Consider the following 24,436-nt stretch of genomic DNA (forward strand, 5'->3'; position numbering starts at 1 on the left):
GAAGCTCCGTTATTTTCGCCATATCCAGACACCGGCCCTGCCACGGCGCAACGAGAGCCTGCCGGGTTTTCGGGGAAATGAGGGTCGCGCCGGAAAGGGTAATGGTATCAATGGTGAAGCAAGGCCCGGCGCCGGTTGCAGGCAAAGGCCTGGCAGTCGCGGGGCGAGGAATACTCCGCTCCAGCTCTTCACGCTGTTGCTGGTTCTTTAATAAAAGCTGCTGCTGTTGCTGCTGAATAGTATCGCGATCGGCTGGCGACAAGGGTGCAGCGTTAACGCTCGCTGAAAAAAGCGCAATAAATAATATAGCAACAGCATAATTTACGTGCGAAATTATTCTATTTTTTATTTCGAAGCTATTCATCCATGCCACAAAAAATGTTCGCAATAATTATTTTAGCAATATAAGAGTATTCTTAAAGCGAGTATATCTAATTTGCGTTAAGGAGCCTGAAATAAATTATTCTTTCAGAAAAGTGAGAAGGATATTAAGAAAAAATAAGAAATGATTTAACTAACCCTTAAATATTGAGTTAGCCGCAATACACTAGCTGTGAAGACGAAACGTTTTTCTCCATTCCGCAGGGCTCACCCCAAAACGCGCCTTAAACTGCTGCCGCCAGGTGACGGCGGAATTGAATCCCACCAGTTCGGCCACGCGCTCAATCGGCATATTTCCGGCTTCAAGCAGGATCTGGCTGCGCCGCAGGCGTTCGGCGGTAAGCCATTCGGCGACGCTCATCCCCGTGGCTTGAATAAAATGACGGGTCAGCGTGCGGCGGCTCATCGAAACCACCTCCGCCAGCGAGTCCAGGCTATGCGGTTCGGTGATGTGCTGCTGCAGGTAGTCGATCAGGCAGTTAATGCGTCCGTCGCGGGTATCTTTGGGTACCGGCTGGGCGATGAACTGCGCCTGCCCGCCCTCGCGGTGGGGCGGAACAATCATCCGACGGGCAATCTGGTTGGCGACCACGCTGCCAAAGCGCTGGCGAATAATATACAGGCAGCAGTCCAGCGCAGCCGCCGTTCCCGCAGAGGTGATGATATTGCCGTCATCCACGTAGAGCGCATTGATATCCAGCTGAACGTGCGGGAAAAGAGACTGGAACTGATGTTCGAACTCCCAGTGGGTGGCCGCACGTTTGCCGTCGAGGAGCCCCGCCCAGGCCAGCACAAACGACCCGAGACACAGCCCGACGATTTCCGCGCCGTTGTCTCTCGCCTGCACCAGGCTGTCGAGCAGCGTCTGAGGCGGTCGTTCAAGGACATGCTGCCAGTAGGGAACGACGACAATATCGGCCAGACCCATAGCGGTGTAATCCTGCGTGGCGTTGAGGGCAAATCCGTCTTTTGAGGTGAGAAAACCCGGCGTTTCGGCGCAGATCGTCACGTTAAAGCGCTTTTCGCCGGAGACCGAATCGCCAAACAGAATGCAGGGAACGGAGTAGTGGAACGGGCTGAACCCGTCTACCGCGACAATCGCGACGTTGATTAGCGACATCAGTTCCTCCTTTCCCTTTAACGCACTCAGAATATAACGGTTTCGCCATCCTGGGGAATGCTCACTGCGTCACTCACCTGATTGGCTTCAACGTACTCACGCAGCGCGCTGCGGGTCAACAGGCAGTGGTTAATCGCCTCCATATGGATCGCCACAATGTTGGCCTGCGGCAGCAGGAAATGAACGTTGAGCACATCCTCCTGCCCCATAATAATGGGCCCAAAACCAATGATGTGGGCATAGCCCGCGTTCAGCACCACCACGTCCGGCTGGTGCTTTTGCAGGTCGGCCGCCACTTCGTCACGCCAGATGGTATCCCCGGCAAGATAAAGCGTCTTCTCATCGGGATGACGCAGCACCACGCCGCAGGCCTCGCCCAGACGCTCCGCCAGCTCCGGCACGGCGTAAGCGCGATCGGTGCCGTGCTGCCCGCCGTGGGTTTTCGTAATCTGAATATCGCCGAAGAAGGTCGCGTCGGTCATGACCGTCAGGTTGCTGAATCCCTGGCTGCGCAGCAGCGCGGCGTCACGATCGTTTTGCACGTAGATCGGTTTTTCTTTGGCGATCAGCTCCGCCGCTGTGCGATCCCAGTGATCGTCATGGGTATGGGTGACGATCACCGCGTCGGCGTCCAGCAGCGTGTTGATGTCAACGGGGAGTTCGACCGTCGGGTTACGACGTTCGGCATACGCCGTGCCGGGAAAGCCCGGATAAGCCCCCTTCGGGGCCAGCATCGGGTCAATTAAAAGACGTTTTCCGGCGTAGGAAATCAGCTGGGTGGCGTTGCGAATGTGGGTAATGTTCATGGGCTATCCTCCGGTGGGTGTGATAAGGAGGATAGCCAGCCGTCACTATTGGCGCTGTGGGCTAAAGGGCGATTACCGATGGAATCGGGCCAATTTAAGCAACCCGTTTTCCGTCAAAACGTTTACCAGCCCGGCACTGCCCCGCCGTTAAAGATCGTCTCCGCCGCTTTTGCCACTTCAGGCGACTGATACGACTGGATAAACGCCTTCACGTTCTCCGCGTCCTTGTTGTCTTCGCGCGTCACCACGATGTTCACGTACGGCGAGTTTTTGTCTTCAATAAAGACGCTGTCATGCACCGGCGACAGCCCTGTTTGCTGAATATAGGTAGTGCTGATGATGGCGACATCCACTTTCGGGTCGTCCAGCACGCGCGGCAGCTGTGCCCCTTCCAGCTCCATAATTTTCAGCTGTTTAGGGTTGGCGGTAATATCCAGCGCCGTCGGCAGCAGCCCGGTGCCCGGCTTCAGGGTAATGAGCTTCTCCTTTTGCAGCAGCAACAGCGCGCGGCCAAGGTTGGTCGGGTCGTTTGGAATGGCAATCGTCGCCCCGTCCTTCAGGTCAGAGACGGATTTGATTTTGCGGGAATAACCGGCCATCGGAAAAACAAAAGTGTTCGCCACGGCCACCAGCTTGTAGCCATGCGCCTTGTTATCCTCAGCGAGGAACGGGCGATGCTGGAAGACGTTGGCATCCAGTTCTCCCTGGTTGGTGGCATCGTTGGGCAACAGCGAGCCGCTGAAGCCGACCAGCTCCACGTCCAGGCCATATTTCTCTTTTGCCACCTTTTTGGCGACTTCCGCCACGTCCTGTTCAGCGCCGTTGATGACGCCCACTTTAATGTGTTTGGCATCGCTGCCACTTTGATCGCACCCTGCCAGCAGCAGGCCAGCAAGTACCAGAGCACCCAATCGACGTTTCACAAGACAGTTCCTTTTGCTAAATGTTGTAGTGACTATATCGACAACGAGGCGGTGAAATAAAAACCGAAAAAGAATCAATAAGAAGGATAAGTTATATGCGGGTTTTGCCGGGTGGCGCTGCGCTTACCCGGCCTACAGATCCGGGCCTTAAAGCGCTTTCGCCAGATAATGCCGCTGCATGCCCTGATAAGGATAATCCTGCAAAGACATTTGCAGCTGGTACCCCTGTTTTTCATAGAACGGGCGCGCCTGGAAGCTGGCGGTATCGACCAGCGCGTGCCTGCAGCCTTTGCGTCTGGCTTCCTCTTCGGCCGTTTTGATGAGCTGGCTGCCCACGCCGGATCCGCGCACGGTCTCGCTGACCCAGAGATAGTCGATATTCAGCCAGTCGCCTTTACGCACCCCAATTAGCCCGCCGAGCATGACGCCTTTATCGTCTCGTACGTAAACGCCAATGTCGCCGCTAAAGGTCGCCATATCCAAAAATTGCCCGTTATAGGCTCTTAACCCCACAAATAACTCTTCTTTTTCCTGCTGCGTAACCGTATTGGTAATGCTCAGTTGCATGACGTTCTCCCTGTTTTTGTGTGCTGTTTGACTATCTCACAGATACTTTACGGAGAAAATTCATACTTTCGGCTGGCGTCGCTACACTGAATGTAACGATATATTTCATGGGAAGCATGTGACTTCTAAAAGGGGGTTGTTGATGAAAGCTGCGCACCTGGTCTGCCTGCTGGTTTGTCTGCTCTTCGCCGCGTTTGTCCATGCTCAGGAAAAGGATGACCCCGCGAAAGAGGCGCAAATAAAACAGCAGGTCCTTAAAGATATTAAGAAAACCTGTACGCCACAGAAAAAGCAGAGCGATAAGGCCTGGCAGGAGATGATTTTGTCGTCCGAGGCCAATCAGCTGCTGATCAAAAATGCCATCACCGCCGTTAAGCGCGACAACCTGGATGCCTACTGGGGGGCGATTGGTCAGGTGGATTGTATGGAAGATTATTGAGGGCTTGAAACGTGCTTCTCGCCGGGTGGCGGCTGCGCCTTACCCGGCCTACACAACATTTTTAACGCTTACGCACGTCTGGAATGATGAGATCCCCGCGCAGAACATAGGACCCGAGCATCTGCGTTTTCTCCGTCAGCCAGCTCACAATCCGCGCCGCCATCGCGTCCATGGAATATTCAATCGCCGGGATCACCGGAATGCCCGGCAGGTGCAGCGATCCGGCAAGGCTGAAGACCATAATGTCGTCCGGCACCGATTTATTAAACGCCTGCAGCTGCGGGATCACCCGCTGGGCTTCCTGCTCGTCCGCCACCAGCAGCGCGTTGAAGTTCAGGGTGCTGGCGTTGTTAAGCAGCTCCTGCAGCGCAACGGACGAAGAAGTCGCGTCCATAAAGACCAGGCTGCGATTAAAGGGCAGGAAATTTTTCTCCAGCGCGTGCTTGTAGCCGAGCAGCACCTGGTCGGCAAAACCGCTGCCGTGGGGGTGGATCAGCGCAATCTGGCGACGCCCCTGGCTGGTGAGGTAGTTACAGGCGGTTTCGGCGGCAAAGGCGTGATCGAACTGGATGCTGTTGGAATTATCAGACTCCATGCAGTCCACCAGAATGACATTGTCCATCTCCACGTCCAGCGGGAAACGGGCGCCAATCACCAGGATGTCATCGCAAAGCCCGCAGGAGAGTTCTTCAAGGGCGTGCATCACTTCCGCTTTGCTGTGCGCGAAGCGCAGCAGGAGGTGTTTTTGATGCTGGCTGAGCTGTTTTTCCAGCGCGTAGAGATAACCAGTGGTCTGGTTAATATTTTCCTGCGCGCAAATGACTCCAATGCAGCCCGTCGACTGGCTCAGCAGCGACTGGGCAATCACGTTGGGACGATAGTTCAGCTCATCCACCGCCTTCAGCACGGCCTGACGGCTGGCTTCCTTTACGCCACGCGACCCACTCAACACTCGCGATACCGTGGCTTTAGACACCCCGGCAAGACGTGATACATCATTGATTGTCGACATCTCTTTCCCCTGGCAGGCTTACCTCGCGCCTGCAAATTCCATCACCGCTTCGGCTCACATTATAGCCAGAACGGAGTATATCCGTTTCCGTTTTCCATGGAAACCGATTTTCCGTTTCCACTCAAAATGATGTCAAAACAGCCAAATTATGTGACCCACATCCGGTTAATTAGCCTCATAAGTAAGGGATCTTGATGGTTGTCACACTTCTGTCTTTTATGAATGGAAACCGGTTTCCGTATAATGTCCAATCATCCTCGCAATAACTTTTTACATTTAGAGGATGGTTGTCGATGTTCAAGATTATGCTGTGCTGTTCTGCCGGGATGTCCACCAGCCTGTTGGTCAGCAAAATGGTCGATGTCGCGAAAGAACGTGGTTTGCCGGTGAAGATTGATGCGTACGGTGTTTCCGAATTTGATACGCAGTTTCCGCAATACCAGGTTGTCCTTCTCGGACCGCAAGTGAAATACATGTTAAAGACACTCTCAGACAAGGCGGCTACGAAAGGCATTCCGGTGCAGCCCATCGACATGATGGACTACGGCATGCAGCGTGGCGATAAAGTACTGGACTATGCTCTGTCGCTCATCGAAGCGGCACACTAAAAGGTGTTCACATGAGTTCGTTATATCAATCCATGGTCGCGGTGATTGAGCAGTCAATTACCCCGCTGGCCGCAAAGCTGGGCCAGCAAAAGTATGTGATTGCCATCCGCGACGGCTTTACCGCCGCGCTGCCGTTTATGATCATCGGCTCGTTTATGCTGGTGTTCATCTTCCCGCCGTTCTCGGCGGATACCACCAACAGCTTTGCCCGCGGCTGGCTGGATTTCTCCCAGACCTATCGCGAACAGCTGATGCTGCCGTTTAACCTCAGCATGGGCGTGATGACCTTCTTCATTTCGGTGGGAATTGGGGCGAGCCTGGGGCGTCAGTTCAACCTCGACCCGGTGATGTCCGGCCTGCTGGCCTTTATGGCCTTCCTGCTGGTCGCCGCGCCGTATGCCGACGGCAAAATTTCGACCCAGTATCTCTCCGGCCAGGGCATCTTCACCGCGCTGATCACCGCCATTTACGCCACCCGCGTCTACGCGTGGCTGAAGCAGAACAACGTGACCATTCGCCTGCCGAAGGAAGTGCCAACCGGCGTGGCGCGCTCGTTTGAGATCCTGATCCCGGTGATGGTGGTGATCGGTACGCTGCACCCGCTGAACCTGTTCATCGAAGCGCAGACCGGAATGATCATCCCGCAGGCGATCATGCATCTGCTGGAGCCGCTGGTGTCCGCGTCTGACTCCCTGCCCGCGATTCTGCTCTCCGTGCTGCTGTGCCAGATCTTCTGGTTCGCCGGTATTCACGGCTCGCTGATCGTCACCGGCATCATGAACCCGTTCTGGATGGCGAACCTCTCGGCAAACCAGGCGGCGCTGGCGGCCGGCGCGGCGCTGCCGCACGTTTACCTGCAGGGCTTCTGGGATCACTACCTGCTGATTGGCGGCGTAGGCTCTACCCTGCCGCTGGCGTTCCTGCTGCTGCGCAGCCGCGTTACCCACCTGCGCACCATCGGCAAAATGGGCGTGGTGCCAAGCTTCTTCAACATCAACGAACCGATTCTGTTCGGCGCGCCGATCATCATGAACCCGATGCTGTTTATCCCGTTCGTGTTCGTTCCGCTGGTTAACGCCTGCCTGGCGTACGCGGCAACCAAACTCGGCTGGCTGGCGCAGGTCGTCTCGTTGACCCCGTGGACCACCCCTGCACCGATTGGCGCCTCGTGGGCGGCAAACTGGGCGCTGAGCCCGGTGGTGATGTGCCTGGTCTGTATGGTGATGTCCGCGCTGATGTACCTGCCGTTCCTGCGTGCCTATGAGCGTACGCTCATCAAAAACGAAGAGCAGAAGGCCCAGGCAACCGTCGGCGCCGCCGAGACCGCCAGCAATTGAGTCAAAGAGGAAGAGTCATGAAATACGCATTTCCCGATAACTTCTGGTGGGGCAGCGCAAGCTCCGCTCTACAGACCGAAGGGGCAAGAGAGGGGGAAACCACGTGGGATTACTGGTTTGCCCGCGAGCCGAACCGTTTTCACAACGGCGTGGGGCCGCAGCAGACCTCCACGTTTTATCAGCACTGGAAAACGGATATTCAGCTGTTAAAGCAGCTGAACCACAACAGCTTTCGCACCTCGATTAGCTGGGCGCGCCTGATCCCCGACGGTATCGGTGAAGTGAACCCGGAAGCGGTCGATTTTTACAATCAGGTCATTGATGAGCTGAATGAACAGGGCATCACGCCGTTTATGACCCTGTTCCATTTCGACATGCCGATGGCGATGCAGGAGATCGGCGGCTGGGAAAACCGTGACGTGGTGGACGCGTACGCCCGCTATGCGCAGATTTGCTTTGAGCTGTTCGGCGATCGCGTGCTGCACTGGTTTACCTTCAACGAGCCGATCGTGCCGGTGGAAGGCGGTTATCTGTACGACTTCCACTACCCGAACGTGGTGGATTTTCGTCGGGCAGCCACCGTGGCGTATCACACCGTGCTGGCCCATGCGAAGGCGGTGCAGGCCTACCGCGCCGGGCATTACGCGGGGGAGATTGGCATCGTGCTAAACCTGACGCCGTCGTACCCGCGCTCGCAGAACCCGGCAGACGTGAAGGCGGCGCACATCGCGGACCTGATGTTTAACCGCAGCTTCCTCGACCCGGTCCTGCGCGGCGAATACCCGGCAGATCTCGTAGCGCTGCTGAAATCCTGCGATCAATTACCCGCCTGTAAACCGGAAGACGGCTTCCTGATTGCGGAAGGGAAAATCGACCTGCTCGGCGTGAACTACTATCAGCCGCGTCGCGTGAAGTGTCGCGACAGCGCGGTGAACCCGCAGGCGCCGTTTATGCCGGAGTGGTTCTTCGATAATTACGAGATGCCGGGCCGCAAGATGAACCCGTACCGCGGCTGGGAAATCTACGAGCCGGGCATTTACGATATTCTGGTTAACCTGCGCGACAATTATGGCAACCCACGCTGCTTTATTTCTGAAAACGGCATGGGCGTCGAAAATGAGCAGCGCTTTATTGAAAATGGCCAGATTAACGATCAATACCGCATCGAGTTTATTTCCGAACATTTAGCCTGGCTGCATAAGGGTATTAGCGAAGGGTGCAATTGTCTCGGCTACCATATGTGGACGTTTATTGATAACTGGTCGTGGTGCAACGCGTATAAAAATCGCTACGGATTTATCCAGCTCGATTTAGAGACGCAGAAACGCACCATTAAGAAAAGCGGGGAGTGGTTTGCCGCCACCGCGTTAAATAATAGTTTTGATAAAGAGTAATGATGATGATCGCACTAGAAGAAGCCGTAATGGAAATTATCGTCAATGCCGGACAGTCCCGCAGCCTGTGCTTTGAAGCACTGCACGCGGCGCGCCAGGGCAACATTGACGAGGCCAAAAGCCTGCTGCGCGAAGCCGACGGCTACGCGCGCCAGGCGCACAAGATGCAGACCAAACTGATCGAGCAGGATGCGGGCGAAGGCCGCCAGCCGATGACGTTAATTATGGTGCACGCGCAGGATCATTTAATGAACTCCTTATTAGCGCGTGAACTGTCCGAAGAAATTATTCATTTATATCAGAGATAGTCTATGGCGAAATAATTAATGTAATACCTCTGTACCCTAAATAGAGATCCACTTGTTCTGATGATAGCGACATACTCTGTCAGATCGGAGCGGGATGGTTATTGTCTGAATAAAATTAAACTATATTGAGATAACCATGAATACGATTAAAAAACTTCCATTAACCATGGCGGTTATCGCCGCGCTTTGCCCAATTTCCGTGCTCGCACAGGAATTCACCCAGGAGCAAATCGACGCCATTGTGGCGAAAGCGGTGGATAAAGCCCTGGCCGAACGTCAGGCCAAAATGGATGCGGCGGTCGCGAAAAAAGCGGACGTGGTGACCGAGCCGCAAAGCGCGGCGCAATCTCCGGATATGGCGATCCCGTTCGGCATTAAATTTACCGGCTACGCCCGCTACGGCGCGCACTTCCAGGCCGCCGATCAGAAATACGTCGCGGTGGACGGTTCATACAACGGCGCGTCCGCAATTGGTCGTCTGGGCAACGAAGGCAACGGTGGGGAATTCCAGCTATCCAAGGCCTTCAAGGGTGAAAACGGCGCCATCTGGGACGTTAACGTGATGATCGATCACTGGGGCGACGAAGTTAACCTGAAAAAAGCCTACGCGGGGGTGACCAACATTATGGCCTCCAACCCGAACGCCTATTTCTGGGCAGGCCGTGACTTCCACCAGCGTCCGCAGCAGGGCATCAACGATTACTTCTGGATGAACCACGACGGCCAGGGCGCCGGGGTGAAGAACTTCGACATTGGCGGCGTGCAGTTCGACGTGGCCGCCGTGGCGGCAGTGGAATCCTGTAGCCCGGAAGTGATGGAAGACGAAGCCAACCCGTCGCGCATCACCTGTACCGGCGGTTCCGGCACGGGCGACAAAGGCAACTATGCCGCGACTTCAAAAATCCACGGCATGAAGCTCGGCCCGATCGACATGGAGCTGTACGCCAACTACGGCTTTGACTCCAAAGCGGTGGAGAGCGACGAGCGTCTGAACGCGTGGCAGGGCGGCGTGGTGCTGAGCCACACCAATGACAGCGGCGTGAACAAGGTTATTGCCCGCTACTCCGATAACGCGGACAACAGCGTGTTCAACAAAACCGAGGATCTGACCACGGTCTACGCCAGCTTCGAAGGGCTGTACAAATTCACCCAGGCCACGCAGGTGGAGTACATCCTCGCCTTCCACGACTACGACAACAGCCGCGATAAGACCGATAACCGCAAGAACTACAACGCCATCGTGCGACCGATGCACTGGTGGAACGACGTTCACTCCACCTGGCTGGAAGCTGGCTGGCAGCACGTGGATTACGACAACGGCGGCGACAACAAGGGCTGGAAGCTGACCCTGTCCCAGAACATGTCTATCGCCATGGGGCCGGAGTTCCGCCCGATGCTGCGCTTCTACGTGACCGGCGGCAAAGTGGATAACGAACGCACCGCGCGCGTGAACAACACCAAAGACGAAACGCTCGACGACTTCAACGTCGGCGCGATGTGGGAGGCGTGGTTCTAAGCAAGGTAGAAGCAAAACGGCAACGAGAGTTGCCGTTTTTAGTTTTGCCCCCTCTCCCCGTGGGTGTACGGTCCGGGGTGAGGGCATCAGGCCGCACGCAACCATGCTATGCTGTTGACCGAATTAACGACAACATCGCAGGGGAGAAAATGGGTTCCACACGTAAAGGGATGCTAAACGTCCTGATCGCCGCCGTTTTATGGGGCAGTTCCGGCGTTTGCGCGCAGTACATCATGGAGAAAAGCCACATTTCTTCGCCTTACCTGACCATGGTTCGCCTGCTGTTTACCGGCGTGATCCTGCTGACGCTTTCTTTCGTGCACGGCGATAAGATTTTCTCGGTCATCAAACATCGCAAAGACGCCCTCAGCCTGCTGATTTTCTCACTCGTCGGCGCGCTCACCGTGCAGCTCACCTTCCTGCTGACGATTGAGAAATCCAACGCAGCCACCGCTACCGTGCTGCAGTTTCTCTCGCCGACCATCATTGTGGCGTGGTTCGCCCTGGCGCGGAAAAAGCGCCCCGGCGTGTTTGTGCTGTCGGCCATTTTAACGTCGCTTGTCGGTACCTTCCTGCTGGTCACCCACGGCGACCCGACCTCGCTCTCCATCTCGCCTGCCGCGCTGTTCTTCGGTATCGCCTCGGCGTTTGCCGCCGCGTTTTACACGACGTACCCGTCAACGCTTATCGCCCGCTACGGCACGCTGCCGATTGTCGGCTGGAGTATGTTGATCGCCGGGCTAATGCTGACGCCGTTCTACGCCGGACGCGGGACCACCTTTGTGATTGACGGCAGCCTGCTGCTGGCGTTTTTCTACCTGGTGGTGATTGGCACGGCGCTGACGTTCAGCCTGTATCTGAAAGGCGCGCAGATGATCGGCGGGCCGAAGGCGAGCATTCTGAGCTGCGCCGAGCCGCTGAGCAGCGCGCTGCTGTCGGTGATTTTGCTGGGCGTGGCGTTCACCCTGCCGGACTGGCTGGGCACGCTATTGATTGTGTCGTCGGTGGTGCTGATTTCGATGGATTCGAGAAGACGGGTTCAGACATCGGCGTAGCCTGATGCCCTCACCCCAACCCTCTCCCACGGGAGAGGGAGAAAAGCACTACTTCGCCTTAACCTTCCCCGCCACCAGTAGCGCCGTCAGCAGCATCAGCGTACCGGAAATCACCAGCGGTGAGGTCAGCCCCAAATGGTCGAGCGCCACGCCGCCAATGGCCGCGCCGCAGGTGTTCGCCAGCTGGATCACCGCCACCTGAATCGACCCGGCTTTTTCCGCCTGATCGGCCAGCGTGCGGGTGATCCACGTCGACCAGCCCACCGGCACCAGCGCAAAGGCAAAGCCCCAGATAATCGCAATCGCAGACGCCACCCACTTATCGCTGCCCCACAGCACCAGCACCGCCGCGCTCGCCGCCAGCACCAGCGGCGCACCCGCCAGCGCCACCTTCAGGGAGCGTTTCAGGAACTGCGAAGACAGCGAGGTGCCGACAAAGCTGGCGATACCGAAACTCAGCAGCACCAGCGTCAGGCCGTCCACGTCAAAGCCCGCCATGGTCATAAACACCGGGCGGATGTAGGTAAAGAAAGCAAACTGCCCGGCAAAGGACATAAAGATAGCGGTCATCCCCGCCAGCACGCCGGGGCGCTTCAGCAGCGCGAACATGTTCTGTTTGTGGTGCGCCGCTTCGCCCGGCAGGGACGGCAGCGCCTTCCACACCCAAATGATGCAGAGCAGGCCCATCACCGCCGCCGCGTTAAAGACGTTACGCCAGCCGATAATCCCGCCGAGGAAACTGCCTAACGGCGCGGCGATCACCAGCGCGATAGAGACCGCACCGAAGATAACGGAAAGCGCTTTTGGCACCGTCCGCGCGGGCACCAGGCGCATGGTCAGCGAGGCCGACATCGCCCAGAAACCGCCTAATCCCAGCCCCAGGCAGGCGCGCCCCAGCAGCAGCAGGGTGAAGCTTTCCGCGAAAGAGACCAGCAGGCAGGAGAGCGTCAGCAGCACGCTGAACAGGATGACCACCCTGCGGCGGTCGATGGTGCCAATCACCTGGGTGATAAACAGGCTGGCGAACATCGCCACAAACGCGGTGACGGTAACGGACTGCCCCGCCACGCCTTCGGAAATGCCCAGATCCTGCGCCATCGGCGTCAGGAGGCTCACCGGCAGAAACTCAACGGTAATCAGGCAGGCGACGCAGAACGCCACGGCGAAAACGGCCGACCAGTTGGGGCGAGAAACCTCTTTGGTCTGCTGTCTGGTCGTGGGCTGGATATGTTCTGTCATGGCGTCACCTGAAGATAAAAACGTGCGGAAAAGTCGCGCAGTTTATCATCAAAAGTGTGACGGATTTAACGATTTGACAACTTTTGTCGTTTTTACAGGGGATCAGTGCAGGTAAAACACGCCCTCTTCCGGCAGGAAGAGCTGGTTATAGCGCAGCTGGAAGGCGTTTAGCTCCTGCGGATCGGGCTCCATCTCGCGCATAAAGCCAAGCGCCAGACGAATTTGCGCATCGGTAATGGGTGCAGCAAGGCGGGCTTTACGCAGCATGCGGTGCCATGTATGCAGGTTCTCCTCGCTGCCGTCGACGATGCAGACCTGCCAGATCAGCAGCACCTGCGCGGCGTTTTGCAGATGCGCCTCGTCCGGCCGCTCAAGGTAGCGGATAAACTCATTGCCGGGCGTTTTACCGAACTGGTCGATCATCGACTCAACCGGCATCGGGGTGATCCCCAGACGCTCGCTCAAACGTTTGATGGCGCGGCGGGAATCTGAGGTCAGGACGCGAAATCCCACCACAAACACCACGGCAAGCGTTGCCAGCATTATCCAGACCATGCGTTCTCCTATGAATAGCCGCTCATCATAGCGGGAAACGCAGGGCGTCGACAGCGACAGGCATAAAAAAGCCCGGCATCACACACCGGGCAAAGAAGTTACCTGCACACTCAGGCTGTTTTTAATTTCTGCGCACGATTCTCGCGGCGAATCTTACGTTCTTCCAGCACCGCTACCATCGCCATCAGGACGATACAGCCGATGGCCGCCGCATCCAGCGCCGCGAAGGTGCCCGCCCAGCCGGTGAGGCCGAAAATTGGCGTGCCGTCGGCGATCATCCCCAGACCCAGCTTGGCGAAGCTGTCGCCGATCAGGTAGGCGAAGGTGCCTTTAATCCCATCGGCGGCGCCGATCGCTTTTTTCGGTACGAAGCCGACTGCCGCCACGCCGATCAGCAGCTGCGGACCAAACACCAGGAAGCCGAGCGCGAACAGGGACGCCAGGTAAACGTACTGGTTGCTGGCGTGCTGGTAGACGCCGAGGGTGGCGATAATCAGCGCCAGCGCAACGCAGGCCACCAGCGCACGACGGCCGTTGGCGAGATCCGAGAGCCAGCCCCACAGCAGCGTGCCGACCAGCGCGCCCACTTCAAACAGGGTGAAGCCCTGAATCGCCACTTCTTTAGAAAGCTTCAGTTCCTGGAAGGCATACACCGTCGACCACTGGTCGATGCCGATACGCACTACGTACAGGAAAATGTTTGAGAAGCAGAGCAGCCAGATCACTTTGTTTTTCAGCACGTACTCAACAAAGATCTGCCATTTGGACATCTCGTTTTCTTCGGTCTCTTTGTCCTCTTCGCTGATCTCCTCGCCGAACAGCTCTTCGGCTTTACCGAGGCCGTACGATTCCGGGGAGTCACTACCGTAGCGCAGGCCGATAAAGCCGACAATCAGGGCGATAATCGACGGGAAGATAAACATGCCGATCACGTGGCCGTCGAACAGGTAGTTAGCGCCAAACAGCGCCACGCCAGCCGCACCGGCACCGCCGAGGTTGTGGGAGATGTTCCACATGCCGAGGTACGAACCACGCTTGCGGCGCGGGGTCCATTTGGTGATGGTGGAGTAGCTGCACGACCCGCCGGTACTCTGGAAGAAACCGCTCAGGGCGTAGAAGGCGATCATCAGGAACAAGCTAACGGACCCTGCGCCCATGCTGGCGCTGAAGCCGAGCATACAGATGGCGGAGAGGATCAGCATAAACGGCAGGAACTGCTTGGTGTTTTTGCCATCCGCGTAGTAGGACACGACGGTTTTACCCACGCCGTAGGTGATGGAGAAGCCCAGGCCAATCATCCCCAGCTGCGTCATGCTCAGCCCATAGGTTGAGATCATGTCGTTCTGCGCGATGTTAAAGTTTTTGCGGATCAGGTACATGGTCAGGTAGCCGATGAAGACCACCAGATAGGACTGCATGAACGGTTTGAACCACATCTTGCGCCGCACGTCGAGCGGCAGATCCAGGGTCGGCTTGCGCACCTGGTTGAGGAAGGCCAGCATGGTTTGCTCCTGAGCTGATTTTTACCTGCGAATGGCAGGCATTGTAAAAATCAGCCGGGAGAGATGCCTGAGACAGCGTCCAGGTAAAACCGGGAAAATTTCCTGGTTTTGCGCCATTCGGGGTGAAAAGGTGAGACGCATCACGCTTCGCTCACCTCGCGCGGGGCCTGCGCGTGCAGGAAGGGCAGCAGCAGCAGCGCGGAGATCCCCGCCGCGATAGCGATCACCGCGAAGAAACCGCTCCAGTGCCAGACGTCGATCACCCGCGCCAGCGGCCAGCCGGAGAGCGATGCGCCGAGGTAGGCAAACAGCCCGACAAAGCCCGTCGCCGCGCCTGCCGCCTCTTTGTGGGAACACTCCGCCGCCGCCATGCCGATCAGCATCTGCGGGCCAAACACGAAGAAGCCGGTGGTGAAGAAGCACGCCGCCTGCATCACGTAGCTGGCGAACGGCATCAGCCACAGCGAGCCGACGGAGAGCAAAATCCCGGCGGCGAAAATCAGGTTCATCGGGCCACGGTTGCCGTTGAACAGCTTGTCCGATCCCCAGCCCGCCACCAGCGCGCCGATAAACCCGCCCAGCTCGAACATCGTCACCGCCGAGTTGGCGGTCACCAAATCCACGCCGAGCGTCTCGGACATGTACAGGTTGCCCCAGTCGTTGATGGCCGCGCGCACCACGTAGACCAGCACGTAGCAGAGCGACAGCAGCCAGATGTACGGGTTTTTCAGCACGTACTTGGTGAGGATCTCTCTGCGGGTCAGCCCCGCGCCCTCCTGCTGCTGGGCAATCTCCATCTCGTCGTGCCGCCAGTCGCCCACCGCAGGCAGGCCGACGGTTTGCGGCCTGTCGCGCAGGCGCCAGCAGAGGAACAGCCCGGCAATTATCGCCAGGCCACCGGCAATCATCATCCCCGCGCGCCAGCCGTAGTGCAGCGCCGCCGCCCCCACCACCATCGGGATCAGCGCCCCGCCGACGTTATGCGCGGTGTTCCAGATTGCCCACCAGCCGCCGCGCTCGTTGCGCGAATACCAGGCGGTAAGCAGGCGGGCGCAGACCGGCGCGCCCCAGCCCTGGAAAAAGGCGTTCAGCGCCCACAGCAGGGCAAAGGCCCAAAGCGACGTCGAGAAGCCAAACAGGATATTCACCACGCCGGTGGCGATCAGCCCAACGCCCATGAAATAGCGCGCGTTGGAGCGGTCGCTGACGATGCCGGAGAAGAACTTCGACAGGCCGTAGGTGATGTAAAACAGCGTCGCCAGCAGGCCGATATCGGTGCGCGTCATCACGCCGCTGGCGAGGATTTCCGGCGCGGCGGCGTTGAAGCTTTTGCGGGTGAAGTAGAACAGCGCGTAGCCGAGCCAGATGGTCATCAGGATATGGCGACGCCAGTAGCGGTAGCGGGCGTCGATTTCCGCTTTATCGCCAATCGGCGCGGCGCTGGCAGGGGTTTTAAACATGGTAACTCCGTAGCGGCAGGCTGACGCTGACGCGCGTCCCGTGGGTGCAGGAGAGGTTCAGCGTGCCGCCCAGCGCCTTCACGCGCTCGCGCATGCCCGCCAGGCCAAAGCCCTGCTGGCCGGAGCCCGGCGGCAGGCCGCAGCCGTCGTCTTCAATCACCAGCATCAGGCGCTCGTCCTGCTGCCAGCCCTGGATGGTGACCGCGCTGGCGCTGGCGTGCTTGACGATGTTGTTCAGCCCCTCCTGACAGACGCGGAACAGCGTCACGCGCTGGCCTTCGCTGAGCGAAGATTCGTTAATGCGCCAGTCGAGATGGCTGACAATACCGCGGCTTTCCAGCTCCATCTCGCGCATCAGGGAACGTACCGCCTGCTCAAGCGTAAGGTCGTCAAGCTGGCGCGGGCGCAGCCGTCCTAACAGGCGACGAACGGAATCATAGACGCCCAGCGAAAGCTGTTCGATATGCGCCCCGCCCTGCTTCACGCCTGCGTTTTCTGCCGCCAGGCGCTGGACAATGCCTGCCTGGGTGCGGATAGCGGTGATGGTCTGGCCGATATCATCGTGCAGCTCGCGGGCCACCTCCTGCCGCACGCTCTCTTCGGTTTCCAGCAGACGCTCCGCCAGGCGGCGGTTGCGCGCCAGCTCGGTTTGCAGGGACTGGTTCAGCTCGCGCAGGCGCTGAATGCCCGCGCCGAGCAGCAGCCCGGTCAGGCTTTGGGCCAGCAGGGAGAGCAGCAGATCCACGGGATGATCGTGCCAGGTCTGGCTGGCGATCAGCGCGATAGCGTTCATCAGCGTGGCGATCAGCGCCCCCTGCCAGCCGTAGTGCCAGGCCAGGGCGATAATCGGCAGCGCCAGACAAAACGGCGTGAAGCGTGAAAGCTCGGCGGGCAGGCCAAGCTGGAGCCACAGGCTCACCACAAACAGCAGCAGATACCAGATGAGGTGCCGGGCGCGCCAGTTCACCGGCTGGGAAACCAGCGCCGGGCCGAGCGGCTGCCAGACGGTGCTGGTGAGGTAGTGCCAGATCACGAGGCAGGTTGGCGCGAGCGTCAGGCCGCCGGTCAGTGTCAGCAGCAACGCGTTGAGCATCTCCTTCTCGCCGATCCACGGAAGCGACTGTAGCAGCGCGGCGGCCATCAGCGCCGCCCCCTGCCGCAGCAGCGTGCGCCAGTCGCGCTGGTGGCGGTAGCGGGAAATAAGGGCAACCGGGAGAAGCGTCAGCAGGCTTCCGGTCATCAATAAGGGCAGGTGCGCGAGGGCAACCTCCTGCGCCAGCCAGACCAGCATCAGCCATTCAGCACCGAGCAAAACGGGCCAGTAGGCGCGCGGACACTGGAGCATTAACCCCAGACGCAGGCCGAAGGGGAACAGCAGCACCGCCAGCTCCGGGCGTTCCACCAGGTGCAGGCTGATGCTCCACAGGCAAAACCAGGCGGCGGAGAAGATAAAAAAGCTGGCGACAACGGCGATCAGCCGTGAAAAAGCGGAACTCATTGCCAGCTGTCAAACATACGGCGCGCCAGCTCAACGTCGTTGCTGACGTTGAGTTTTTCCATCAGGTTGGCGCGGTGGACGTGCACGGTTTTCGGGGACAGATCCAGCTCGGCGGCAATCTCTTTCACCGACATCCCCTGCGCGAGTTTTTCCGCAACCTGACGCTCGCGCCGGGTGAGCGGATCCTGACGTCCGGCCGCCAGCTTGATGGCGATATCCGGCGTTAAATAGCAGCCGCCGGTGGAGACGGTGCGCACGGCGGCGATCAGTTCGTCGGGGCTACAGCGCTTGGAGAGAAAGCCGCGCGCGCCCGCGTTGAGCGCCTGCTCGACCAGCGCCGGGCTGTCGTGGACCGACAGCATAATCGTCGACATCCCTTTCGGCAGCTGGCTTAGCAGCTCCAGCCCGGAGAGATCCGGCATCGAGATGTCGCAGATACAGACCTGCACCCCGCGCCCCGGCAGGCCCGCCAGCGCCTCGCGACCGGAGCCAAACTCGGCCACGACCTGAAAATCCGGTTCGAGGTTTAAAAGCTGGGCAAAGCCGGAGCGGACGATAAGGTGGTCGTCGATGAGAGCGATGGTGGTCATGTGTGTTCCTGCGGTCTGAAAGCGCCGGATGGCGCTGCGCTTATCCGGCCTGCAAGCGCGACGCCTGCAGGCCGACCAGGGCGCTTACCTTAAGCGATTTATTCGAAAAACACCGCAATTTTGTTAAACATGGTGGGATCGGACTGGTTGCGCGCCACTTTGGTGACGTCTTCCAGCTTGTCGATCTGCGCCATCATCTGCTCAAGACGCTGGTCGTCGTTGACCAGTAGCCAGATGCGGCTGTGCTCGCTGCCCTGAATCGGCAGACAAAGAATGCCTTCCACGTTAAACGCCCGGCGGGCAAAAAGCCCGCAGACGTGGGTCATGACGCCAGGGTGGTTGCGGACGGTGAGTTCCAGAATGACGTTTTCATGTTGTTTCTGCATGGCTTATTCTCCCACCATCTCAGTATTTGCCGCTCCCGGCGGCACCATCGGATACACTTTTTGTTTAGGGTCGATACGCACGTGGATCAGCGCCGGACCTGGGCGAGAAATCGCCGCCTGCAGCGCCGCGTGGGCATCCTCTTCGGCGTTCAGATCGCAGGTGTGCAGGCCGAAACCGGCGGCAATCTGCATAAAGTTAATCATCCCCGGATAGGTCGCGGCAAACACGCCCTGCTTGTAGAACAGGCTCTGCTGCTGGTGCACGAGCCCCAGCGCCTCGTTGTTCATCAGGATGATTTTCACGTCTAACTGGTTTTCGGCCGCGGTGGCCATTTCCTGAATGTTCATCATCAGGCTGCCGTCGCCGGAGAAGCAGATGACCTTGCGGTCCGGGTTGGCGAGCGCCGCACCCACGGCTGCGGGCAGGCCGAAGCCCATGGTTCCCAGACCGCCGGAGGTCAGCCACTGGCGCGGACGGTTCAGCGGGTAGGCCTGGGCGGTCCACATCTGATGCTGACCCACGTCGGTGGTGATAATTGCGCTGTCGTCCACGCAGGCGGCCACGGCGTTGATAAGACCGTAGTGGCTCAGCGGATCGCCTTCGGTTGGGATGGCGCCCGGGAACTCGCGCTGCAGATCGGCCACCAGCTGACGCCAGTCGGCGCGCTCGGCTGCGTCGGTCTGCGGGATCAGCTGCGCCAGCACCTCGGCCACGTCGCCCTGAATCGCCACGTGCGGCTGCTTGATTTTACCCAGCTCGGCGCGATCGATATCCACGTGAATGATCTTCGCGTTCGGGCAGAACTGCTCGGTTTTGCCAATCGCCCGGTCATCAAAACGCGCGCCCATAACAATCAGCAAATCAGCCTCTTGCAGGATGTAGTTGGTGCTGCGCGCGCCGTGCATGCCCAGCATGCCGAGAGAGAGCGGGTGCGCTTTAGGCAGCATGCCCAGCGCCATCAGGGTCATGGTGGTCGGCAGGTTGGCTTTTTCCGCAAACTGGCGGATTTCATCCGCGGCGTTAATCGCCCCGCCGCCCAGATAGAGCACCGGGCGTTTGGCGGCGTTAATCATAGCGGCGGCGTCGCGCACGCTCTCAGCGCTGAATTCCGGCGCGGGGGCACGGTCGCCCGGCTCCGGCAGGACGTCTATCTCGATCTCTGCGGTCTGGACATCCTTAGGAATGTCTATCCACACCGGGCCCGGGCGGCCGGATTGCGCAATGCGGAACGCATCGCTGATAACCTGAGGAAGCTCGCTGATGTCGCGAACTAAATAGTTATGTTTGGTGATGGGGATAGAGATGCCGTAGGTGTCCACTTCCTGGAACGCATCGGTGCCGATCATCGAGGACGGTACCTGGCCGGTAATGCAGATCAGCGGAATGGAGTCGAGACGCGCGTCGGCGATGGCGGTCACCAGGTTGGTTGCGCCAGGGCCGCTGCAGGCCATACAGACCGCCGGTTTGCCCTGAGTACGCGCCATGCCCTGAGCAATAAAGCCTGCCCCCTGCTCGTGGCGCGCCAGCACGTGGCGGATCTGCGTGCTTTGGCTTAACGCATCGTACAGCGGCAGCACCGTACCGCCAGGAATGCCCGCAACCGTGGTGATGCCCTGCCGTTCCAGCAGATGAACGATCAGCTGCGCGCCAGTAAAACACGTCGTGGTGGATGTTGTGCCCGAAATTGCCATGCTCCAGTCCTTTTATTCTGAGCCAGCCTTCCGGGGAGGGTCCTAAACGAAAAACCCCGCCCGGTTTGCGCCGGCGGGGTTTTGGATTCGTGTGTTGATCCAGTCCCTACGGCGCATTGCCGACGACCACCACCACACGCACGACGACCACTGCGGCTGGTTGCGCAGTTTTTAGTAGGGTCGAAGTGAAGATGGATGAAGTCATTGGGGACCTGTGTTTGGAATCATTGATGGAATTTATACAAACACAGGTTTTCTGGCGTGACAATGGAAATATTTTCATCTGCGCAAAAATGCGCCAGGGATCACGTTTCAGTAGGTTGCTCGCTCATTCCAGGAATCGCTATAGATGACATTGCCGTCGCAATGCTTCCAGGTGATTTTCTCGTAGCGTATGAGAACCGTTTCAAGGTGTGTTCCGGTGTTTGCGCCGGGATACAGGTCTGGTGTGATTGAGGTTATTTTCACATTCTCCAGGAGGATATTAAAATACTCCTGTTCTAAACCCGCCTCATTAACCTGGTACATCTTAATGGTGGCTGACTGGAGCGTTCTTCCTGTACTCAGCGCTCGAAATAAAACCGGGGTTACACGATCAAATTCCTTCTGAAACATAACGGGCATGTGTATGCGCGTCCCCGTCAACTTCCCGGTATTCCCGTTGACAGGAATGTTAACATTATGAGTGAACGATTTGAGTTCAATTGCACCTTCACGTCCTGACACAAGGCAAGGTCCAACCATGGGAGAACCATTTTCATCTGTTAGAAACAAATAAGCTGGGTTTGACATAAAAAATCCTTTTTATAAATTCAATCGTACTTATCAAAGCGGCCGAAAATTATCGGATGCACAATAATAAACACAACAATAGAAATGAATGTTAGTAATACCCAGTGGTCAGGCACCAACCACAGGAACAAAGAGGCGCACGCAAAAATATAAACGGGGAATAAAACATCCGAAAACAGAATTGATAGCAGACTCTTAAACATGCCTCTTGTCCTTTAAGTCGTCATAAATTGCATCGAAATCCTTATAGAATCCCATTTGTACTTTCTTAATGAGCTCGGACAGGAAAGGCTCAATAAAGTAGTAAAGCATCTCCAGTTGTGCGGCATAGAGGGTGGCGTAATACTGAGGATCCAGTGTTTTCAGGCGACGGGCAGCAAGAGCGCACTTCTGGTCTGTTCCAATCAATTGAAGCGCCATGACAACGTTAGGTACGCGGCGTGCAAGCCGTTCGACGACGATTTCCGAGAGCAGGCCTGATTCGGAAAGGGATTTGGCCAGCCCCAATGCTATCGCTAAACGCATGGCCTTGTTTGTTGGTATGTTTTTAACAAGTCCGGTGACTTTTGAATCCATCTTACGAACGCGATTTTGTTCATTTCCATTTTCAGAATCGGTAATAACACGTTCAAAATAAAGATAGAGCATGCGTGCTATTACATCGCGATAACGGTAAAGCGAGAGAATTGAGAGGTACATTCTCTTTTCTTCTGAGAGAAGCTCATCACACACATCGTGATAGCTGGGGATTACGCATGATGAGTACCAGCTTACGCGTTCGATTCCTGAGTAAATATCAGAACCGATCCCCTTTAATGCTCTCCATGTCCCTGCAACGCCTTGCTGTCCATAAATAGCCAACTGCCTGTCACTCTGGAACTTCATCTTTAAATAATCAGATGCTTGCATAATGTATCCATACAATATTTGCGACTCTTGTAATATACATTGGAAAGCGCTGAGTTTCAAATAAGTGAAATTATTTCAACAAAACATTCACGTAAAAAATAAATTAGCTCATTTTTATTTATTATTGTTATACGCGAAGTAATTAAATTACTTGAGAGGTATTAGTAAGTTATATTAGTTTACACATTAAGTGGTGTTATCTTACAAAATGAATCTAATACCTCTCCATTAAACAGAGCGGCTTAAGCGATCCGGCTAGCCCACTTCGAAGCCAAGCAGCAGAACCCTCGCTCATCCAGCAGTTTTTTATGAGGCACATCAGAAAACAAAAAACCCCGCCGGAGCGAGGTTTTTATCAGGGTTTTGCGGTTGGTCGCCGCAGAACACACTGTGTTACGTCAACGCAAAAAGTATACGCGATCGAAGACGAACGCGCAATTCAGGCACGGATTTTGACGTTTTTGAGTATGGATGGGGTTTCGGGTTTTGTCCAAAAAATACTGTTCATGCATACAGTATTTATCTATACTGAGGGTGTTCGCAGTGAGCGAGGGGGCCGCAGTTTTACCGGCGCAACGAAGTCCTGGCTGAAACGGGTGGTGCCGTCAGTGCCTTAACCCCTGAAGTGAGCACACTGTGTTACGTCAATCCAGGTGCTGGCAACAGGCGGCGGAAAGGTACGCCAGCATCGTGCTCCTTTTAACCAAAAGGAGACGCGTATGAGCGTAGTGGATATGGTGATACTTATCCTCAAACTCATTGTTGCAGTACTGCAACTGCTTGATGCTGTCCTGAAATTCCTTCGGTAATTCAGGTTCAAGTCGCACCTGAGAGGGGCGGGCAACCGCCCCTCTTTAATAACGAGGGAATGCTATGTCGCGTCTGTTAATTGAGCCTGTCACACCGGATGAACCGGGGTATATCGCCCTGAAGGCTGAAAGTATCGCACTGAATTTCAACATGCTGCGCAGGCTGGAAGAGAACTGGCAGCGCGGCGAGAACCGCTTTAACGCGCCGGGAGAAAAGCTGCTGGGCGCGTTTCTTAACGGCAAGCTGGTCGGCGTATGCGGCCTCAACCGCGATCCGTTCAGCCAGCAGCCGCGCGCCGGACGTATTCGCCATCTCTACGTCAGCGAGAAGTGCCGCGGGCTGGGCATTGGCAAACAGCTTTTAACCGTGGTGATGGCCGATGCCAGCATCTGGTTTGATTTTCTGAATACCCACGCGCCGGACACCGCGTATGGCTTCTATCGCCAGGCGGGTTTTACGCTGGTCTCGGACGAACCGCGGGTGACGCACCGCCTTTTTTGTGCCGTGTAACCGGCTGGCAGCATCAGGGTGTGAATGTTACAGTTGAGTGACAATTCATCACCCGATACGCCATGACCACCACCGTTTTCTGCATTTTGCTCTTCGCCGCGCTGCTGCATGCCAGCTGGAACGCCATCGTTAAGGCCGGAACGGACAAGCTCTATTCCGCCATCAGCGTTAGCGGATCCGCCACGGTTATCGCTCTGGTCTTACTGCCGTTTTCCCCACAGCCATCTGCTGCAAGCTGGCCGTTTTTGATCGTCTCCTGCGCCTTACAGGTGGTGTACACCGTGCTGGTAGCGAAGACCTATCAGGTCTCCGATATGAGCCAGACCTATCCGCTGATGCGCGGCACCGCCCCGCTGCTGGTGGCGCTGATCGGCGTGCTGGCGCTCGGCGATCGTCTCTCCTGGCTCGCCTGGTCCGGCATCGGGGTAATTTGCCTTTCGATTCTGGCGATGGCGATGCATGGCCGCATGCAGTCACGCAAAGGGATCGGGCTGGCGCTGCTGAACGCCTGCTTTATTGCCGGGTATACGCTGGTGGACGGCACCGGCGTGCGTCTGTCGGACACCGCGCTGGGCTATACGCTGTGGACCTTCTTTATGAACGGCTTCTGCCTGTTGAGTTGGGCGATGGTGGCGCGTCGGCGCGAGGCGTCCGGCTACCTGCGCCTGCACTGGAAAAAGGGGTTACTCGGCGGGGTGGGCACCATGGGCTCTTACGGTCTGGCGCTTTGGGCAATGACGCAGGCACCGCTGGCGGTGGTCGCGGCGCTGCGTGAAACCTCCATACTCTTTGGGGCATTGATCGCGTTTGTCCTTTTAAAAGAGAAGGTTGCGGGCCTGCGTATCGCGGCGGCGCTGGGTATTGCCGGCGGCGCCATTCTGCTGCGCATGGCGTAAATCACTGGCAACATTAGTTGCCGATCTTGTTTACAAATCCTGCCTTTCCCGGTTTTTTCATTCACCACGACAATGCTTAAATTGTCATCTCTCTGTGGTAGATTCCTCGCGCATTTATGGGAATGCGCAGT

Annotated in this window: 27 protein-coding genes; 10 read left to right on the top strand and 17 right to left on the bottom strand. The window is 57.2% G+C overall.

The window, feature by feature from the left end; translation table 11 throughout:
• The 5 genes from ACZ6J2_RS20210 to ACZ6J2_RS20230 form a co-directional block, all read right to left on the bottom strand.
• Positions 1–262: POTRA domain-containing protein (locus ACZ6J2_RS20210; RefSeq protein ID WP_471726529.1), on the bottom strand; the 262-nt coding region annotated here is incomplete at its 3' end.
• Positions 263–547: 285 nt separating this feature from the next.
• A complete protein-coding gene (locus tag ACZ6J2_RS20215) occupies positions 548–1,501 on the bottom strand; it encodes a GlxA family transcriptional regulator (protein ID WP_471726530.1) in 954 nt (317 codons plus the stop codon).
• A 26-nt stretch (positions 1,502–1,527) separates the two neighbouring features.
• Positions 1,528–2,307 carry an MBL fold metallo-hydrolase gene (locus ACZ6J2_RS20220; protein WP_471726531.1) on the bottom strand — a complete coding sequence of 260 codons (780 nt, stop codon included), beginning with the start codon at positions 2,305–2,307 and terminating at the stop codon, positions 1,528–1,530.
• A gap of 122 nt (positions 2,308–2,429) precedes the next feature.
• The gene (nlpA, locus tag ACZ6J2_RS20225; RefSeq protein WP_471726532.1) at positions 2,430–3,230 is read right to left on the bottom strand and encodes a lipoprotein NlpA; all 801 of its coding nucleotides are present in this window, start codon (positions 3,228–3,230) and stop codon (positions 2,430–2,432) included.
• A 147-nt stretch (positions 3,231–3,377) separates the two neighbouring features.
• Complete coding sequence (locus tag ACZ6J2_RS20230; RefSeq protein WP_471726533.1) at positions 3,378–3,797, bottom strand: GNAT family N-acetyltransferase; 420 nt, start codon at positions 3,795–3,797, stop codon at positions 3,378–3,380.
• A 142-nt stretch (positions 3,798–3,939) separates the two neighbouring features.
• Between ACZ6J2_RS20230 and ACZ6J2_RS20235 the strand changes: the two genes are divergently transcribed.
• Positions 3,940–4,236 (top strand): YicS family protein, encoded by a 297-nt coding sequence (locus ACZ6J2_RS20235; protein ID WP_023309843.1) that lies wholly within the window; start codon positions 3,940–3,942, stop codon positions 4,234–4,236.
• Positions 4,237–4,297: 61 nt separating this feature from the next.
• Here the strand turns inward: ACZ6J2_RS20235 and ACZ6J2_RS20240 are convergent, their stop codons facing one another.
• Entirely contained in the window at positions 4,298–5,248 is a 951-nt protein-coding gene (locus tag ACZ6J2_RS20240) for a LacI family DNA-binding transcriptional regulator (RefSeq protein ID WP_063438949.1), read from the bottom strand.
• Between the two features lie 293 nt (positions 5,249–5,541).
• Here ACZ6J2_RS20240 and ACZ6J2_RS20245 point away from each other — a divergent pair, with 293 nt between their 5' ends.
• From ACZ6J2_RS20245 to ACZ6J2_RS20270, 6 genes are all read left to right on the top strand, one after another.
• Positions 5,542–5,856: a PTS sugar transporter subunit IIB gene (locus ACZ6J2_RS20245; protein ID WP_039260376.1), complete on the top strand. Its 315-nt coding sequence runs from the start codon at positions 5,542–5,544 to the stop codon at positions 5,854–5,856.
• Between the two features lie 11 nt (positions 5,857–5,867).
• Positions 5,868–7,193: a PTS sugar transporter subunit IIC gene (locus ACZ6J2_RS20250; protein WP_023309840.1), complete on the top strand. Its 1,326-nt coding sequence runs from the start codon at positions 5,868–5,870 to the stop codon at positions 7,191–7,193.
• Positions 7,194–7,210: 17 nt separating this feature from the next.
• Positions 7,211–8,587, top strand: coding sequence for a glycoside hydrolase family 1 protein (locus ACZ6J2_RS20255; RefSeq protein WP_205916115.1), 1,377 nt, complete (start codon positions 7,211–7,213; stop codon positions 8,585–8,587).
• Between the two features lie 5 nt (positions 8,588–8,592).
• On the top strand, positions 8,593–8,895 hold the full coding sequence (locus tag ACZ6J2_RS20260; RefSeq protein ID WP_029741865.1) for a PTS lactose/cellobiose transporter subunit IIA: 303 nt from the start codon (positions 8,593–8,595) through the stop codon (positions 8,893–8,895).
• Positions 8,896–9,031: 136 nt separating this feature from the next.
• Complete coding sequence (locus ACZ6J2_RS20265) at positions 9,032–10,411, top strand: carbohydrate porin (RefSeq protein WP_033144328.1); 1,380 nt, start codon at positions 9,032–9,034, stop codon at positions 10,409–10,411.
• Between the two features lie 149 nt (positions 10,412–10,560).
• Positions 10,561–11,466 (top strand): DMT family transporter, encoded by a 906-nt coding sequence (locus ACZ6J2_RS20270; protein ID WP_063145145.1) that lies wholly within the window; start codon positions 10,561–10,563, stop codon positions 11,464–11,466.
• Positions 11,467–11,514: 48 nt separating this feature from the next.
• Here ACZ6J2_RS20270 and nepI read toward each other — a convergent pair whose 3' ends face one another.
• The 11 genes from nepI to ACZ6J2_RS20325 all read right to left on the bottom strand — a co-directional run bounded on the left by nepI (position 11,515) and on the right by ACZ6J2_RS20325 (position 22,089).
• Positions 11,515–12,705: a purine ribonucleoside efflux pump NepI gene (gene nepI / locus ACZ6J2_RS20275; RefSeq protein WP_471726534.1), complete on the bottom strand. Its 1,191-nt coding sequence runs from the start codon at positions 12,703–12,705 to the stop codon at positions 11,515–11,517.
• A 102-nt stretch (positions 12,706–12,807) separates the two neighbouring features.
• Entirely contained in the window at positions 12,808–13,260 is a 453-nt protein-coding gene (locus tag ACZ6J2_RS20280; RefSeq protein WP_014830062.1) for a DUF1198 domain-containing protein, read from the bottom strand.
• A gap of 110 nt (positions 13,261–13,370) precedes the next feature.
• Positions 13,371–14,762, bottom strand: a complete 1,392-nt coding sequence (uhpT, locus tag ACZ6J2_RS20285; protein WP_023309834.1) for a hexose-6-phosphate:phosphate antiporter — start codon at positions 14,760–14,762, stop codon at positions 13,371–13,373.
• Between the two features lie 140 nt (positions 14,763–14,902).
• A complete protein-coding gene (gene uhpC / locus ACZ6J2_RS20290) occupies positions 14,903–16,222 on the bottom strand; it encodes an MFS transporter (protein WP_033144332.1) in 1,320 nt (439 codons plus the stop codon).
• Positions 16,215–17,720: a signal transduction histidine-protein kinase/phosphatase UhpB gene (gene uhpB, locus ACZ6J2_RS20295; protein WP_471726535.1), complete on the bottom strand. Its 1,506-nt coding sequence runs from the start codon at positions 17,718–17,720 to the stop codon at positions 16,215–16,217. The genes uhpC and uhpB overlap by 8 nt, the downstream gene beginning before the upstream one ends.
• Entirely contained in the window at positions 17,717–18,310 is a 594-nt protein-coding gene (uhpA, locus tag ACZ6J2_RS20300) for a transcriptional regulator UhpA (protein ID WP_119936437.1), read from the bottom strand. Before uhpA ends, uhpB begins: the two co-directional genes overlap by 4 nt.
• A 98-nt stretch (positions 18,311–18,408) precedes the next feature.
• Positions 18,409–18,696 carry an acetolactate synthase small subunit gene (gene ilvN, locus ACZ6J2_RS20305; RefSeq protein ID WP_006808802.1) on the bottom strand — a complete coding sequence of 96 codons (288 nt, stop codon included), beginning with the start codon at positions 18,694–18,696 and terminating at the stop codon, positions 18,409–18,411.
• A gap of 3 nt (positions 18,697–18,699) precedes the next feature.
• Positions 18,700–20,388 (bottom strand): acetolactate synthase large subunit, encoded by a 1,689-nt coding sequence (ilvB, locus tag ACZ6J2_RS20310; protein ID WP_471726536.1) that lies wholly within the window; start codon positions 20,386–20,388, stop codon positions 18,700–18,702.
• A 106-nt stretch (positions 20,389–20,494) separates the two neighbouring features.
• A complete protein-coding gene (ivbL, locus tag ACZ6J2_RS20315) occupies positions 20,495–20,593 on the bottom strand; it encodes an ilvB operon leader peptide IvbL (protein ID WP_057979964.1) in 99 nt (32 codons plus the stop codon).
• A 107-nt stretch (positions 20,594–20,700) separates the two neighbouring features.
• A complete protein-coding gene (locus tag ACZ6J2_RS20320; protein ID WP_420298320.1) occupies positions 20,701–21,180 on the bottom strand; it encodes an Hcp family type VI secretion system effector in 480 nt (159 codons plus the stop codon).
• A 195-nt stretch (positions 21,181–21,375) separates the two neighbouring features.
• The gene (locus ACZ6J2_RS20325; protein ID WP_420298319.1) at positions 21,376–22,089 is read right to left on the bottom strand and encodes a hypothetical protein; all 714 of its coding nucleotides are present in this window, start codon (positions 22,087–22,089) and stop codon (positions 21,376–21,378) included.
• Between the two features lie 719 nt (positions 22,090–22,808).
• Here ACZ6J2_RS20325 and tisB point away from each other — a divergent pair.
• The 3 genes from tisB to ACZ6J2_RS20340 all read left to right on the top strand — a co-directional run bounded on the left by tisB (position 22,809) and on the right by ACZ6J2_RS20340 (position 24,305).
• A complete protein-coding gene (gene tisB / locus ACZ6J2_RS20330) occupies positions 22,809–22,898 on the top strand; it encodes a type I toxin-antitoxin system toxin TisB (protein ID WP_023309830.1) in 90 nt (29 codons plus the stop codon).
• Positions 22,899–22,962: 64 nt separating this feature from the next.
• Complete coding sequence (locus ACZ6J2_RS20335) at positions 22,963–23,409, top strand: GNAT family N-acetyltransferase (protein ID WP_096150935.1); 447 nt, start codon at positions 22,963–22,965, stop codon at positions 23,407–23,409.
• Positions 23,410–23,471: 62 nt separating this feature from the next.
• Positions 23,472–24,305 (top strand): EamA family transporter, encoded by an 834-nt coding sequence (locus ACZ6J2_RS20340; protein WP_471726537.1) that lies wholly within the window; start codon positions 23,472–23,474, stop codon positions 24,303–24,305.
• Positions 24,306–24,436: the final 131 nt, after the last annotated feature.

The sequence above is a fragment of the Enterobacter sp. E14S genome, from assembly GCF_055666685.1.

Excerpts from the sequence above, each read along its gene's own strand:
- uhpB (WP_471726535.1), bottom strand. The coding sequence starts at position 17,720 with ATGAGTTCCGCTTTTTCACGGCTGATCGCCGTTGTCGCCAGCTTTTTT.
- uhpC (WP_033144332.1), bottom strand. The coding sequence starts at position 16,222 with ATGTTTAAAACCCCTGCCAGCGCCGCGCCGATTGGCGATAAAGCGGAA.
- ACZ6J2_RS20335 (WP_096150935.1), top strand. The coding sequence starts at position 22,963 with ATGTCGCGTCTGTTAATTGAGCCTGTCACACCGGATGAACCGGGGTAT.
- ilvN (WP_006808802.1), bottom strand. The coding sequence starts at position 18,696 with ATGCAGAAACAACATGAAAACGTCATTCTGGAACTCACCGTCCGCAAC.
- ACZ6J2_RS20255 (WP_205916115.1), top strand. The coding sequence starts at position 7,211 with ATGAAATACGCATTTCCCGATAACTTCTGGTGGGGCAGCGCAAGCTCC.
- ACZ6J2_RS20220 (WP_471726531.1), bottom strand. The coding sequence starts at position 2,307 with ATGAACATTACCCACATTCGCAACGCCACCCAGCTGATTTCCTACGCC.
- tisB (WP_023309830.1), top strand. The coding sequence starts at position 22,809 with ATGAGCGTAGTGGATATGGTGATACTTATCCTCAAACTCATTGTTGCA.
- ivbL (WP_057979964.1), bottom strand. The coding sequence starts at position 20,593 with ATGACTTCATCCATCTTCACTTCGACCCTACTAAAAACTGCGCAACCA.
- ilvB (WP_471726536.1), bottom strand. The coding sequence starts at position 20,388 with ATGGCAATTTCGGGCACAACATCCACCACGACGTGTTTTACTGGCGCG.
- ACZ6J2_RS20280 (WP_014830062.1), bottom strand. The coding sequence starts at position 13,260 with ATGGTCTGGATAATGCTGGCAACGCTTGCCGTGGTGTTTGTGGTGGGA.
- ACZ6J2_RS20245 (WP_039260376.1), top strand. The coding sequence starts at position 5,542 with ATGTTCAAGATTATGCTGTGCTGTTCTGCCGGGATGTCCACCAGCCTG.
- ACZ6J2_RS20270 (WP_063145145.1), top strand. The coding sequence starts at position 10,561 with ATGGGTTCCACACGTAAAGGGATGCTAAACGTCCTGATCGCCGCCGTT.
- ACZ6J2_RS20265 (WP_033144328.1), top strand. The coding sequence starts at position 9,032 with ATGAATACGATTAAAAAACTTCCATTAACCATGGCGGTTATCGCCGCG.
- ACZ6J2_RS20320 (WP_420298320.1), bottom strand. The coding sequence starts at position 21,180 with ATGTCAAACCCAGCTTATTTGTTTCTAACAGATGAAAATGGTTCTCCC.
- ACZ6J2_RS20240 (WP_063438949.1), bottom strand. The coding sequence starts at position 5,248 with ATGTCGACAATCAATGATGTATCACGTCTTGCCGGGGTGTCTAAAGCC.
- uhpT (WP_023309834.1), bottom strand. The coding sequence starts at position 14,762 with ATGCTGGCCTTCCTCAACCAGGTGCGCAAGCCGACCCTGGATCTGCCG.
- ACZ6J2_RS20230 (WP_471726533.1), bottom strand. The coding sequence starts at position 3,797 with ATGCAACTGAGCATTACCAATACGGTTACGCAGCAGGAAAAAGAAGAG.
- ACZ6J2_RS20340 (WP_471726537.1), top strand. The coding sequence starts at position 23,472 with ATGACCACCACCGTTTTCTGCATTTTGCTCTTCGCCGCGCTGCTGCAT.
- nepI (WP_471726534.1), bottom strand. The coding sequence starts at position 12,705 with ATGACAGAACATATCCAGCCCACGACCAGACAGCAGACCAAAGAGGTT.
- ACZ6J2_RS20235 (WP_023309843.1), top strand. The coding sequence starts at position 3,940 with ATGAAAGCTGCGCACCTGGTCTGCCTGCTGGTTTGTCTGCTCTTCGCC.
- ACZ6J2_RS20250 (WP_023309840.1), top strand. The coding sequence starts at position 5,868 with ATGAGTTCGTTATATCAATCCATGGTCGCGGTGATTGAGCAGTCAATT.
- uhpA (WP_119936437.1), bottom strand. The coding sequence starts at position 18,310 with ATGACCACCATCGCTCTCATCGACGACCACCTTATCGTCCGCTCCGGC.
- ACZ6J2_RS20215 (WP_471726530.1), bottom strand. The coding sequence starts at position 1,501 with ATGTCGCTAATCAACGTCGCGATTGTCGCGGTAGACGGGTTCAGCCCG.
- ACZ6J2_RS20260 (WP_029741865.1), top strand. The coding sequence starts at position 8,593 with ATGATCGCACTAGAAGAAGCCGTAATGGAAATTATCGTCAATGCCGGA.
- ACZ6J2_RS20325 (WP_420298319.1), bottom strand. The coding sequence starts at position 22,089 with ATGCAAGCATCTGATTATTTAAAGATGAAGTTCCAGAGTGACAGGCAG.